The sequence below is a fragment of the Schnuerera sp. xch1 genome (genome assembly GCF_019931165.1).
Taxonomy (GTDB): Bacteria; Bacillota; Clostridia; order Tissierellales; family Tepidimicrobiaceae; genus JAIOUP01.
This window is the reverse complement of record NZ_JAIOUP010000009.1, coordinates 67665-81948: the sequence shown is the minus strand read 5'-3', so window position 1 is coordinate 81948 and position 14284 is coordinate 67665. Positions and strand designations below refer to the sequence as shown.

Genomic DNA, 14284 nt, shown 5'->3' with positions numbered 1-14284 from the left:
ATTACCGATATAATTAGCCCTTAGACTAGACTATTAAAATTCTTCTTATTTAACCAAAACCTAGAAGAATTCTTCTAGGTTTTGGTTTGAAATGTATATTTACTCTTCAATCTTATCTATAAAAAACATCTTGATTACAGAAGCTATCTGTAAAATGAATATGAATAATACTACAAAACCTCCTGCCGTTGCCAATGCTTTAACTCCTTCGACTCCTTGTTCCTGTCCTCCAAAGGCTGCCATGATTATTGCAATTATTCCTATAGTAGCACCCCATAAAACTTTTAAATAAGCTGGTGGTTCAGTTCCTATTGGAACATCTTTTAAACACATAGATGCAATATCAGTAGATGTCGCATCAGCACAGGTTACAAAAGAAACTACAATAATAAACAAATTGACTGGTACAATAATAGTTCCTAATCCAAATGGAAGGCTTTCTATAAATTGCCATAGAGCAGAAATAGCATCGTTAGTAGCTATCGTATTTACTAAATCCGCTTGTCCTGCTACTTGCATTCCTAATGCTGAACCACCCCATACTCCAAACCATAACATACCAAATACAGCTGGTAGGACTAAATTTGCCATTAGAAATTCTCTTATAGTTCTACCACGCGAAATCATAGCTAAAAATATTCCTGTAACTGGTGCATATGCTATCCAACAAGCCCAGTCAAACAGAGTCCATGATTGTGTTAACGGAACACCACCTATGTCAATAGGATCTAACCCCCATAACCAAAAATTATCAAGCCATTCAGCTATTCCAGCTACAGAAGTTCTAATCATAAATAATTTTGGACCTATTATAATTAATAAAAAAAGTAATCCATAATAGAAATAAGCATTAAGGCTGGCTAGCTTTTTCATACCTTTATCTATTCCTATATATGTAGAAAATGTATATAAAAAGATAATAGCTATACCAACTAACAAGAAGAGTGTAAATGTCTTTTCTACTCCATAGGAATAATGTAATCCACTTGTTACAAGTGTTATACACATTGTTAAACCTGAAGTTAAACCAAGTGCTATTGCTAACATTGATAATGTATCAATAAGGCCTCCCCATAACCCTTTAGTGATTCTTTCCCCAAATAAAGGTTTTAATGTTGCAGTTACATTAAGTTTATCCTTTTTATTAAAGTAAACATAAGCAACTGCTAGTCCACATAAGGCATACATTGCATATGGAATAATAGTCCAGTTATAAAAACTTCTTCCCATTGCAAACCTTGCTGCTTCAGCAGTAAAAGGTTCAATCCCTAAAGCATCTAATTCTCCCCAAACATTACCATAATATATTAGAGGCTCATTAACTCCCCATGTTACAATCCCGGTTGCCACTCCTCCAGTTAAGGTCATAGCAAACCAAGTCCAGAATTTGTACTTAGGTTCAGCATCCTTTCCACCTATACGAATTTTGCCTAGTTTCGAAAACATAATAATCAATACAACTAGTAGACCAACAATACTAGCAATCTGGTATAGCCATCCGAAGGATTGTAAAGACCAATCGAAGAAAGCCCAAGCAGAATTTGCTAGTGCTTCATTGCTTACTATTCCTAATATTGCCGCTCCAGCAATAAATATAAATGCTGGAAGAAATACACCCATGCGTATATTTTTTTTAACTTTAATTTTTGATTCCATATTTTCCCTCCCTAGATCAAAATAAAATCTGAGTAATTTACTAATTTGAAATGCTTTCAGACAATCCAAAATTATGTGAAATTATATCCTTTAGCTCGTTGGAACAAATAAATTTATGTGCCTTTTTAATATCCACGCTTAAGTTTCTATCCTTGTCTAAGAATGGTACTGATTTTCTAAATTCTTCATATGCTAATTTTGTAGTGTTGCCAAGCTCAATATCGCCTCTTAGATCAATTGCCTGCGCTGCATGTATTGCTTCCATACCTATTATGTATCTAATATTATCGACTATTTTCGCAACCTTAGCTGCTACTAGTGGAAGATTGCTTGCATGGTCTTCAATTTGACCTGCTAAAGAATAATAATCCATAGATGAAGGATTAGCTAGCATTCTGTTCTCAGCATCAAGGTATGTAAATGCTTTCTGTATAGTGCCATAAGCTATTGTTTTAATTTCCTTTGGAGTTAAAAACCTTGATAAACCAGTAAAACCAGGGTCGCTAAGCTTTATTATTCTATGACACGCTGCACTTGATATATGATTTAATGCTATCCCAAGCATCTCAACCCCTACAGCTAAAGTTGTTGTTTCAAAATTACAGCTTACAGATATTCGATCTTCGTCATATACTATGCAAGGATTATCATCAGTCGCATTTATCTGTACCTGTAGATATTCCTTCACAAAATTTAATGCATCAATTACAGTACCACTAACTGCAAATGCACACCTAAAGCTCAATGGATCCTGCAAAGCCCTATCCTTATGAGGTTTATACAGATAACTCCCTTCCAAAAATTCCCTGCATTGTTTAGCAGATACTGCTTGTCCATTAAGTCCCCTTAAAGTGTTCACCTTTTCATCAAGTGATTGAATTACACCATTTAACCCTTCTAAGCTTAAACAGTAGATCAAATTGGAAATTGATATTAAATCTTCTACTTCCTTTATTAGAATTGCAACCATTGCCTCTCCTTGTGCATTTGAAGATACTATGCTAAGGCCATCCTTTGGACCAAGTACAACGGGTTTAATACCTTCTTCATTTAATGCTTCAATTGTTGGAACAATCTTTCCTTTATAGCTAACTTCCCATTCTCCTATTAAACAAAGTCCAATATGAGAAAGAGTTGTTATATCCCCTTCGCCTATGGAGCCTCTTCTAGGCACATGAGGGTGGATCCGTCTATTTAAAAATTCCTTATATAAATCCAATATTTCAGTAGAGATTCCTGTTGAGCCTGCTAATGCTTTATTAAGTCGAATTAATAGCATGGCTCTTACTTCTTCATCAGTATTGTAAGGTTCTACTCCTAAACAGTGACTGCTCAATAAATTTCTGTTATATTCTTCGAAAAAGTCCTGGTCAAATTCCTTGTCCTTGTTCCATCCAACTCCTCTATTTAATCCATAAACGGGTTCCCCCTTGGCTGCAAGGTCAAATAATATTTGTCGTGCATGTTTTGCAAGTTCTAAAGCCTCTTCATCAATTTCAACTTCTCTATAATTGAAAGCTACATCATATATGTCATTTAAAATAAGACCTTTACCAGTTAAAACTAGCTTCTCCACCGTTTTCACTCCTTTCTTTAATTTTAAATACTTTTAAAATCAAAAATTATAAACTCAATAACTTTAATATAGAACTTAATTAAAACGGTCCAAAATTAATCAAAACGGAAATAATCAATAATGCAGTAGCAACTAACCACGAAATTAATACAAACGGCATAATATACTTTAGCCATTTATTAAAAGGTACTTTTGCATACATTAAACACGCAACTACTGGTCCAACTGTAGGATAAATTAAATTAGATAACCCATCACCAAATTGAAATGCCAATATTGCGATTTGTCTATTAAGACCTATAATATCAGCGACTGGTAATATAATTGGTAAAGTTGCCATTGCTTGTCCACTACCTGAGGGAATAAAAAAATTTATTATTGTTTGTATAATAAACATTCCAATTGCTGTAACCATTGTAGGCAAACCATCTAACAAAGATGAAATACCATAAACTACGGTGTCAATAATATTTCCGTCTGTCATCACAACACTTATGCCTCTAGCAATCCCAACTGCCAGTGCTCCAATTAATATAGATTTTGCACCTTCTATAATCTCATCTGCAATTTTCTCAGAGTTATATCCTGCAAATATTCCACCAATTATTGCACCGATTATATAAGTTGCTGACATCTGAGGAAGTGCCCACCCCCAATTTAAAGAACCAAATACTATAAAGAAAATAGTAGCTCCAAAGGTAATTAATACCAACTTATCCCTTATAATAAACTCATTACTATTATCATGCTCAACTATGAGATTGTCCGTATCAATGCCATACACTAAACTCTTTGTGGGATCCTCTTTTATCTTTTTTCCATACTTTAATACAAACGTGGATAATATTGCAATAAATACTAATAAAATTAATACTCTAAATCCAATTCCAGAAAACATAGGAAGTTCTCCAAGTGTATGCCCAATCCCAACTGTCCACGGATTGGATGGCCCTGCAGTCCATCCAATTACTATCCCACCTAATGAGATTGTTATTCCAATTAAAATATCATATCCCAGAGCCAAAGAAATACCAATACATAATGGAGCAAATGGAATAACAGCCTCTAGCATTCCTGGGAAAGCTCCTAAACAAGTGAAAAAAATCATTATAGCTACAAGAATATAGCTACTTTTATCTTCTCCAACCACTTGACTTAATTTCATAATTGCTGCCCTTATAGCTCCACTGCCGTCAAATACTCTGATAGCTCCACCTATTAATAAAATCATAAAAATTAACGTTGAAGCTTCTTGTAACCCATTAGGTATTGCCATAAAAAATTCAAAAGGTTTTACTGGTGTTTGTTTAATATAATGAAAACTATCAGGATCAACAACACTTCTTCCATCAATTTGTATTCTGTCATATTGTCCAGCAGGTATTATATAAGTTAAAATACCAACCAATATGATCATTGCAAACAACAATACAAAGGCATGAGGAAATTTAAATTTTTTCTTTTTTGGAATATTAGTTTTTTCCGTCATAATTCTCACCTTCTTCTCTATGTTTAACCCCCATCACTACTTAAACGTTATATTCATTCTAATACTTTCTTTTAATTCATCTCCTTCTATAGTTGCAGATAAGTTCTAGATGCCTTTCTTTAAAATTTCATTGACTATTACTTCGGGCGTTGCGGGGAAAGTTGTAATATTAGTATCCAAGGCAAAGTTTATTGCATTTATAATTGCAGGTGCTGGAGCAACTGTAGCCATTTCGCCAACACTCTTTGCGCCATACGGTCCATAAGGTTCATTGTCTTCAATTAGTATTATTTTTACCTTAGGCATGGATGTTGAATTAATAATGTGATATTTTGAAAAACTATTTGACTTTACATCTCCATTTTTGTTAATTTTCATCTGCTCATATAATGCCATACCTAAACCAAACTGAGCGCCACCTTGAATTTGCCCTTCTACCAGCATTGGATTGATAGCTCTTCCTATATCGTGTACTGCCAAACAATCTATTACATCTACCAAGCCAGTATATTTATCTACCTTCACTTCAGCAAAAAATGCTGCAAAAGATGCTGGATTAGCTGGGGATTTATATTCTAAAGATATACTCATTGACTCAGAAAAATGTTTTTCATATTCTGTAACTATATCTCCATAAGTATGTTCTTCAGTTGAGTTTTTATCATATATATAACCATTCGCAGTTTCTACATTTTCTATTGGCACATTTTTAAGCTTACAAAAAGCGTTAATTAACTTCGCCTTTAATTTTTTTCCAGCTTCTTTAATTGCACCTCCACATACATATGTAACCCTACTAGCCTGAGTTCCTGCTGAATCATAAGGAGTGACAAAAGTATCAGCTTCTGTAATTCTGATCTTTTCCATGTTTATATCTAGGGTTTCAGCAGCAATTTGTTTCAAAGTAGTTATGGTACCACAACCTAGATCATGCACCCCTATCTTTACAATTGCACCTTCATCAGCATATATTCTCATGTCCACATTGGTAAAATCCGGATAAGCACCCTTATATCCATTTCCATGAGTTCCACAGGCCATACCTACCCCATAAGCATATCTATCAGCACTTTTATTTTTTATAGTATCTCTCTTTTCCTTCCAGTTGAAAGCTTCCATCCCAACTTTAACACATTCTTTAATCTTCGCATTCCCAATCTCAGGAGCGCCAGTTAGATCTTTCGCTCCCTCATCAACTAAATTTAGTAATCTAAATTCGCATGGATCCATATTCAATTTTTTTGCTATATTGTCTATATTGACTTCAGTAACAGCATGGCCTTGTGGTGAACCATAACCTCTACATGTTCCTCCTGGTAGGGTATTAGTGTAATATGCCTTACCTTCAAAAGTTTGATTAGGTATGTCATAGAGTCTGTATAATTTCTTCCCTAATGCCATGGTTACATTCGATGCATTCGTATTATATGCACCGCCATCTACACGAACTTCAACCTTTCTTCCTAAAATTTTCCCTTCCTTGTTTACAGCAGTTTCAACAGCAATTTCAGTAGCATTTCTTGACACAGTCCCTGTAATCACATCGGTTCTGTCCATATATAGCAATACTGCCCTATTCAACTTCCATGCTGCAAAAGCTACGATTGGTTCTAAGATAGGTTGACTTTTACCTCCAAAAGAACCTCCCATAACGGCCTTTACTGTTCTGACCTTATTTAAAGGAATATTTAACACATTTGCTACATGCATCTGAACTTGAGTTGCTACTTGACAGGGAGTACAAATAACAAGATTCCCTTGATAGTCAAATTCTGCAAGACATACGTGAGGTTCTATTGCCGCATGATGAACTTTAGGTGTAGTACCTATATCTTTGATTACATAATCTGCTTTTTTTAAGGCTTCTTCATAATTTCCAACATTTATGGATTTTGAAAAAGCTAGATTTGTATTCTCTTTTATAATAACTTCATCTTTTCTAGCTTGTTTCAATCCAATTACAGGTTTTAGTTCCTTATAAATGATTTTTAATTTTGATATAGCTTTTTCAACAGTTTCCTTGCTGCTACCAACTACAAGTGCAATTCTATCTCCAACAAACCTTGCCCTGTTATTTAATATTAATTCATCTCTAATTCCTTTAATTCCAGGATACCATTCAGCAGAATTATAAAATACTTTAGGCACATCTTCATGTGTATAAATAGCTTCTATGCCTTCAACTAACATAGCTTCACTTCTATCTATTTCTATGTCGGCGTGAGCTTTTTCACTTAAAACAAGCTTAGCATAGAGCATATCAGTCCTTTTCATATCCCCTACATATATGGTTTTTCCTGTAGCCTTATCGTAAGAATCTTCTCTTACTAAACTTTTGCCCACATATTTTAATTCTTTCATATCCTCAAGTCACCCCTTACCTGAGAAAGCATATCTTCAATTAATCCAATAGTAGCTACCTTTTTATAGTGCTTTGAATTCCTATTTGGAATCGCATTTTCTATCTGTAGCTGTATCACTTTTTTCATGCCATCATTTAAACCTTGTCCTAATTTGAATCCGATTAATTCGTTTTCAATTAGATCTGATCTAACTGGTTTTACTCCTACTGCGCCTAAATATATAATAGCGTTGTTAATTCTATCTTCTTCACCCATATCAAACTTTCCACAACAATTAATTTTTGAAATTGTTACTGTCTTTCTTGAACCAATTTTAGAAAATGCTGAAATGCTATCTGACTTTTTGATTATAATGCTAGTTATTATTTCATCATCTCTTAAAGAAGTTTGTCCAATACCTGATACAAAGTCACTTGCCTTCTCATATCTATACTCATTGGATGAGTTCATTATCCTAACATCTGCATCATATGCAAATAGTACAGGTATTGTATCACCGCTTTGTGATGCATTAACTAGATTCCCGCCAATTGTTGCTTTGTTTCTAATCTGTGTCGAACCTAAGCTATATGCAGCGCTAGTTAAAGCAGGTATATATTTTTTGATTTCTTCATTATTTTCTAGCTCAATCATAGTTACACAAGAACCAATGATAATCCTATCCTCCTGAAAATCTATTGTCTTAAATCTTTGAAACTTACTAATATCTATTATCTTGTAATCAATTATCCCTTTTTTTCTTAAATTTATTATTAAGTCTGTTCCACCTGCAATAATATGAGTTCTATCATCCTTATCTTTGAGAACCATACATAATTCTTCAATATTTTTAGGTGCTATATAATTGCTACTCATTATTACACCTCTCTTCAACAATTTGCTGAACTGCCTCAATAATTTTTGTATAACCTGTACATCTGCATAAGTTACCTTCTATAGATCTTTTAATTTCATCTACAGTAGGTTTTGGATTCTTCATCAATAAAGCTTTACAGGACATTATCATTCCCGGAGTACAGAATCCACATTGAATGGCACCTTTTTCTATAAAGGCTTTTTGAATAATATCAAGTTCTCCATTTTTCTCTAGCCCCTCAATTGTTAGTATATTGTCACCATTGACCTGTCCAACTAGAACACAACAGGAAGCTACTGCTTTATCATTAACAATAACTGTACATGCTCCACATTCTCCCTCTGAACATCCTTCTTTTGTACCGGTTAAATTTAAATCTTCTCTCAGAAAATCCAAAAGCCTTTTTGTTGGGTCTACATCCCTTTCAACCATTTTGTCATTAACCATTAATTTAATAATCATATGTATCCTCCAATTCTTTCTCCCATCTGTCTTTTTCAAATACTTCTCCTATACCTGTTTCCAAAAAATTCGTCTTATTGGTTGTAAGCGCAGACTAAATTCCTAATTCATCAATTTTCCCACAATTTTAACTATTAGTTACATGCTTTTTATGCCAAATTACTAAAATCTATAAACAGCTATTTTTGAAGTTTTCGGTTACTTCATTTTTTTAATTTTAAAAAAAGTGTTTAAAAATTTTCCCTTGTATTGTAACTATAACTGAATATTAATTCTTATAATTATCCTAATATATTTCATGGCATAGTACAAGTACTAAAAAATATTATTTCCATTATAATATCAATTTTTCTTTATGAAAAAGATGGTAGTATTCTACTACCATCTATAGTTCATTTAGCAATAAGTCCAGAGAAAATCCCACTTCATATAACCTTTCATTTTCATCTATAAACAATTATATTAATCCCAATAATATTATGGATAAAACTATTATAGAAAATATTCATGTTATCATATTAATCTTTCCCCCAAATTTATTCATAAGCTAAATCAATAAACTTAAATTCCCCTACATCAAACAACCCCATATCAGTTATCTTTACATCTGGTATGACTGGTAAAGCTATAAAGGATAATGTCATAAATGGTTCCATATTCGTATTTACTTTCAATGTATCATGAGCAATTTTGAGCATTCTATTTAATTTATTATTAACTTCATCCAATGGGCATTCCGACATAAGGCCTGCTATCTCCAGAGGTAAAGTATCGAGTATATTTCCTTCTGATGCTAAAGTAATCCCACCCCCTACTCTTTCTAGCTCATCTATGGCTAACATTATGTCCTCATCATTATCCCCGATGACTATAATATTATGAGAATCATGGGCCACAGTTGATGCTATCGCTCCATTTTTTAAACCAAAGCCCTCTACTAAAGCTAATCCAATATTTCCTGTTTTTCTGTGTCTTTCTATTACAACCACTTTTAATATATTAGTTCCACGTATAAATTCTCCATCTCTAACTATTATATCACTGCCAACTTTTCTTATGACTTTCTTGGTAATCAAACTATGAGAAAAAAGCTTTATTACATTTACATTTTTACCTTCAATGAATATTTTAATATCATCTTTTTCAACCTTTTGGATATTCACAGTATCTTTCATATTAACATTATATCTATGCGGAATATCGAACAATGGCTTATAATTTTCCGCTACAATTTTGCCTTCTTTAAAAACCTTTAATATATTAAAGTTCTCCAAGTTGTCTATTACTAACAAATCTGCCTTATACCTCGGAGCTATAGCTCCTAATCCGTTTAATCCATATATTTCAGCAGTATTCAAAGATGCCATCTTTATACAATCAATAGGATCTACCCCTTCTTTTATAGCTAATCTTATATTGTTATCTATGCTTCCACTTTCTAATAAATCGCTGGGTTCCTTGTCGTCAGTACAGAACATACATCTTCTTAAATTATCCTTGTTTACAGCCTTTATCAGTTCCTTTAGATTCCTTGCAGCCGAACCTTCCCTGATATGGATATACATTCCTAAACGGAGCCTTTCTAACATTTCTTCTACTGTTGAACATTCATGTTCCGTTTTGACTCCTGCAGCCACATAAGCATTTAAATTTTTGTCGGATATCAACGGTCCATGTCCATCTATTATCTTACCCTTTTCATTAGCCAATTGTATTTTTTGTAATATCTTTCTATCTCTGTTGATAACCCCAGTATAGTTCATCATTTCTCCCAATCCTAGTACCCTATCATTTTCCATAAGTTCCCTTAGATCTTCAGCTTCCAATACTGCCCCAGCGTTTTCAAAAGGAGTTGATGGTATACAACTAGGTAACATCATATACACTCCTAATGGTAAACCTTCACTTTCATCAAGCATATACCTTATTCCTTCTAAACCTTTTACATTAGCTATCTCATGGGGGTCAGCTACAATGGAAGTAGTACCTCTGGGAACTACAGCTTTAGCAAATTGACCAGGGATCACCTTAGAAGACTCAATATGAACGTGCCCATCTATAAATCCAGGCGATAAATACTTCCCTTCTAAATCCATCTCATCAATCCCATAATATTCACCAATACCTATAATTTCACCTTTCTCTACTGCCACATCCCCTCTTATAATTTCATTGGTAAATACATTAATTATATTGGCATTTTTTAAAACCAATTCCGCCTTTTCCTTTCCCTTTGCAATCTTAATTATTCTATCCATGCTTCACTACCCTTCCCTCCTTACTATCTTCTATAGCCTCTATTAATTTCTCCGGAGTTGCTGGCAACTCTGTAATTCTTACTCCTACTGCATCATATATAGCATTTAATATGGCTGGAGCTATAGGTATCATAACTGGTTCCCCTACCCCTTTAGCTCCAAAAGGCGCTGTGGATTCAGGATCTTCAACTATTACATTTTCTAAATCAATCATATCCATTGCTGTTGGAATCAGATATTTAGAAAATTTTTGGTTTTTAATTCTGCCTTCATTTATATTTAAATCTTCAAAAAGTACATATCCTAAAGCCATTGCGAATCCTCCATCCATTTGACCTTCAATTAGATGAGGGTTTATTGCCCTTCCTACATCTTGAGCAAATCTTGTTTTTAATATTTCTACCTTTCCTGTGAGGACATCTACCTCTAATTCAACTCCACAAGCATTAAATGTATATGGCCAATAGGGTGCCCCTTGACCAGTTTCTGAATCCATTTCAACAGTCTGTGCGACAAATTCCCCTTCTGCTTCTATTACATTACCTTTCTGTTTCTGAGCTAACTCTTTAAAAGAAATGACTTTTCGAGGGAAAAACTCCAGATATATTTTTCCATTATTCACTTTTAACCCTTGAGTGGAATTCAATTTCAATTCCCTTTTAGCAACTTCTCTTAATCTATCCATAAAATTTTCACAAGCAATTTTAATAGCGTTACCAGTATTATAAGTTTGGCGGCTAGCTGCAGCTGTTCCTGAATCTGGCATTAAGCTAGTGTCTTCAGTAATAAAGGAAATGTTATCAGAGGAAAGTTTCAATGTTTCAGAGCCTATTTGATAAAATATAGTTCTAGCTCCTTGCCCTACTTCAGTACCGCCTACATATATTCCTACATTACCGTCTTTTAATAGTCTAACCTTTGCTCTAGACACATCAGGAAATCCATTACCATACCCGGTTCCATAAAAAGATAAGCCTATTCCCCTTCCTATTCTTTTCATCAATAAGCCCCCTTTCTATCCAGGTTTAAATCCATATCTTCCAATACCTTATTTAAACATTCCTCTAAAGGTACACTTTCTGTCAGTATTTGTCCTGTAGCTGTTTCAGATCCTTTTTTAAACATATTCTTCATTCTTATTGTTATTGGATCTATCCCTAATTCTTCTGCTAAAATATCCATCTGTTGTTCATAAGCGATAGGAGGTTGAGTTGCTCCAAAACCTCTCATAGCTCCAGCAAATGGATTGTTAGTATATACTGCAATACTATCCACCTTTACATTTGGAATATAATATGGTCCTGTAGCATGGACTCCAGCCTTCCTAAGAACATTTGTAGCCCAAGAAGCATAGGCTCCTGTATCTCCTATTATATCTGCCTCCATAGCTAATAATTTCCCGTTTTTATCTGCACCAGTTTTATATTTCATAATTAGAGGATGTCTTTTAGAGTGAGATATGAAAGATTCTTCTCTACTGTATACGACCTTTATAGGCCTTTTAATCTCTTTAGCTGCCAATGCCAGATGTATTTGAAGGCTAATATCTTCTCTTCCTCCAAAAGCACCTCCTATACTTGCATTAATTATTCTAATCTCATCTTCTGATATATTTAATGCACGTGCTATCTCTTCTCTATCATAATGAGGATATTGAGTAGCCACTACCACTGTTACCCTTCCTTCTTCATCTATATAGGACACCCCTGACTCTGGTTGCAAAAATGCATGATCTACCATATGAGTTTTATACGTATTCTCAGCTATAACATAACTACTCTCAAAGCCCTTTTCTGTATCTCCCTTTCTCAATTTATAATGATACATTATATTATTACCTTCGTGTACCTTTGGCGCATCCTCCTTCATGGCGGATATAGGATCAAAAACTCCTTCAATCTCTTCATAATTAACCTTAATCTTTTCCAAAGCTAGATCACAGGTTTTTATATCTGTCGCTACCACAAATGCGATAGGATCTCCAATTCTTCTCACTTTTTTACTACAAAAAACTTCATGATCTTTAAATACAACTCCATGCTCGTTAGTAGGCACATCTTTACATGTGAATATCTTGATTACTCCATCAATATTTTCAGCTTCTTTCGTATTTACAGTTATATATGCATGTGGTACTTTTGAGCGCAATGTCTTACCATAAAGCATATTGTCCATATATACATCTGCAGGGTATATAGCCTTTCCCGTAACCTTACTTAAAGCATCTACTCTAATCATATTCTTGCCTACTATATCAAGACTCATCCTCATACCCCCTAGCCTTCTCTACCGCTTTTACAATTTTACTGTATCCGGTGCACCTACATAAATTACCGGAAATGCCTTCTCTTATCTCCTCTTTAGTAGGATTTGGGTTTTTATCCAATAAAGCCTTAGCTGATAGAATCATTCCAGGAGTACAGTATCCACATTGAACAGCTCCTATATCTATAAACGCTTGTTGGATAGGATGCAGTTGTCCGTCTTTTTCTAATCCTTCAATTGTTACTATATTACTTCCATTAGCCTGAAACCCCATTACCATGCATGAGTTAACTGTTTTTCCATCCATTATAACCGTACAAGCACCACATTCACCTTCACTACAACCTTCTTTGACTCCTGTAAAGCCTAAGTCTTCCCTGAGTACATCTAATAATCTCTTATCTTCCTCTATGTTTACAGTATAATCCTTTCCATTTACAGTTAATTGTATCTCTATCATGATATCACCCTTCTTGAGCTTCTAATCCTTTGGTTTAAAGCTTCCTTTAATAGACTTTTAACTGCTCTTTTCTTGTAAGGAAGAGTAGGTCGCCCCTTTAATCTTTTTTCCATAGCATTTTGTAAGATATTCACAGCTTCATCTACTGTATATTCACCTAAAATTGTGCCTAGAAGAAATTCTTCTACTTCCAGTTCCCTCATAGGATATCTACCTAAGGATCCGCTGGCTACCTTTATATCCTTTACTTTTTCCTCTTCGTCTAATTCAATTAAAGTAGCAATAGACATTCTGGATATGGCTAGTGCCTTTCTAATCGCTAATTTAATAAAATTTAGCAATCCTTCTGGATTCTTAAAGCGAATCTTTGTCAGTAGCTCATGTTCTTTTATTCTATATTTGGATTTAAGATAATCTTCAAGTTTTACCTTCCGTATTCCTTCTAAACTTTCAAATATAAGCGTACTTTCTAAACATAGTAAAGGTGGAATGGAATCAGCAGCAGGTGAACCATTGACAATATTCCCTCCTACAGTTCCTCTATTCCTTATTTGAGGTGAGCCTATTAATTTACAAGCTTTTTTGAGTCCGTGTAGATTTTTTTCAAAGATTTCATCTTCCGCTATCTCAGTAAATGTAGTTCCTGCTCCTATCTCTATAAAATCTCCTTTCAATTCAATCCCTTTCAATTCCTCAATGCTTGAAATATCTATTAATGCTTCAGGGAATATTTTGTTATCCTTAATATCTAAAATTACGTCAGTACCACCAGCTATTATCTTACTGTCTTTATACTTGGCTAACAATTCTATAACTTCCTCTATGGTTTTTCCTCGATGTACTATCATCTAAAACCCCCTCAAATCTTTGTCAAAAAAACCGCCCTCCTTAGAAGAAGG

11 protein-coding genes are annotated in these 14284 nt (G+C 34.2%); all 11 read right to left on the bottom strand.

Features of this window, described 5'->3' with window-relative positions; all coding sequences use genetic code 11:
* Positions 1-99 precede the first annotated feature (99 nt).
* The 11 genes from K8M07_RS07855 to K8M07_RS07810 all read right to left on the bottom strand — a co-directional run bounded on the left by K8M07_RS07855 (position 100) and on the right by K8M07_RS07810 (position 14233).
* Complete coding sequence (locus tag K8M07_RS07855; RefSeq protein ID WP_223377485.1) at positions 100-1656, bottom strand: BCCT family transporter; 1557 nt, start codon at positions 1654-1656, stop codon at positions 100-102.
* A 40-nt stretch (positions 1657-1696) separates the two neighbouring features.
* Positions 1697-3232, bottom strand: a complete 1536-nt coding sequence (hutH, locus tag K8M07_RS07850; protein WP_223377483.1) for a histidine ammonia-lyase — start codon at positions 3230-3232, stop codon at positions 1697-1699.
* A gap of 79 nt (positions 3233-3311) precedes the next feature.
* Positions 3312-4721 carry a YfcC family protein gene (locus K8M07_RS07845; protein ID WP_223377481.1) on the bottom strand — a complete coding sequence of 470 codons (1410 nt, stop codon included), beginning with the start codon at positions 4719-4721 and terminating at the stop codon, positions 3312-3314.
* 105 nt (positions 4722-4826) lie between these two features.
* Complete coding sequence (locus tag K8M07_RS07840) at positions 4827-7082, bottom strand: xanthine dehydrogenase family protein molybdopterin-binding subunit (RefSeq protein ID WP_223377479.1); 2256 nt, start codon at positions 7080-7082, stop codon at positions 4827-4829.
* Complete coding sequence (locus K8M07_RS07835) at positions 7079-7939, bottom strand: FAD binding domain-containing protein (RefSeq protein ID WP_223377478.1); 861 nt, start codon at positions 7937-7939, stop codon at positions 7079-7081. Before K8M07_RS07835 ends, K8M07_RS07840 begins: the two co-directional genes overlap by 4 nt.
* The gene (locus K8M07_RS07830; RefSeq protein ID WP_317845484.1) at positions 7932-8441 is read right to left on the bottom strand and encodes a (2Fe-2S)-binding protein; all 510 of its coding nucleotides are present in this window, start codon (positions 8439-8441) and stop codon (positions 7932-7934) included. The genes K8M07_RS07835 and K8M07_RS07830 overlap by 8 nt, the downstream gene beginning before the upstream one ends.
* Positions 8442-8938: 497 nt before the next feature.
* The gene (gene ade / locus K8M07_RS07825; RefSeq protein ID WP_223377476.1) at positions 8939-10660 is read right to left on the bottom strand and encodes an adenine deaminase; all 1722 of its coding nucleotides are present in this window, start codon (positions 10658-10660) and stop codon (positions 8939-8941) included.
* On the bottom strand, positions 10653-11660 hold the full coding sequence (locus K8M07_RS12690) for a xanthine dehydrogenase family protein molybdopterin-binding subunit (protein ID WP_263282495.1): 1008 nt from the start codon (positions 11658-11660) through the stop codon (positions 10653-10655). The genes ade and K8M07_RS12690 overlap by 8 nt, the downstream gene beginning before the upstream one ends.
* On the bottom strand, positions 11660-12925 hold the full coding sequence (locus tag K8M07_RS12685; protein ID WP_263282494.1) for a xanthine dehydrogenase family protein molybdopterin-binding subunit: 1266 nt from the start codon (positions 12923-12925) through the stop codon (positions 11660-11662). The genes K8M07_RS12690 and K8M07_RS12685 overlap by 1 nt, the downstream gene beginning before the upstream one ends.
* A complete protein-coding gene (locus K8M07_RS07815) occupies positions 12915-13385 on the bottom strand; it encodes a (2Fe-2S)-binding protein (protein ID WP_223377474.1) in 471 nt (156 codons plus the stop codon). Before K8M07_RS07815 ends, K8M07_RS12685 begins: the two co-directional genes overlap by 11 nt.
* Positions 13382-14233, bottom strand: a complete 852-nt coding sequence (locus K8M07_RS07810) for an FAD binding domain-containing protein (RefSeq protein WP_223377472.1) — start codon at positions 14231-14233, stop codon at positions 13382-13384. The genes K8M07_RS07815 and K8M07_RS07810 overlap by 4 nt, the downstream gene beginning before the upstream one ends.
* Positions 14234-14284 lie beyond the last annotated feature (51 nt).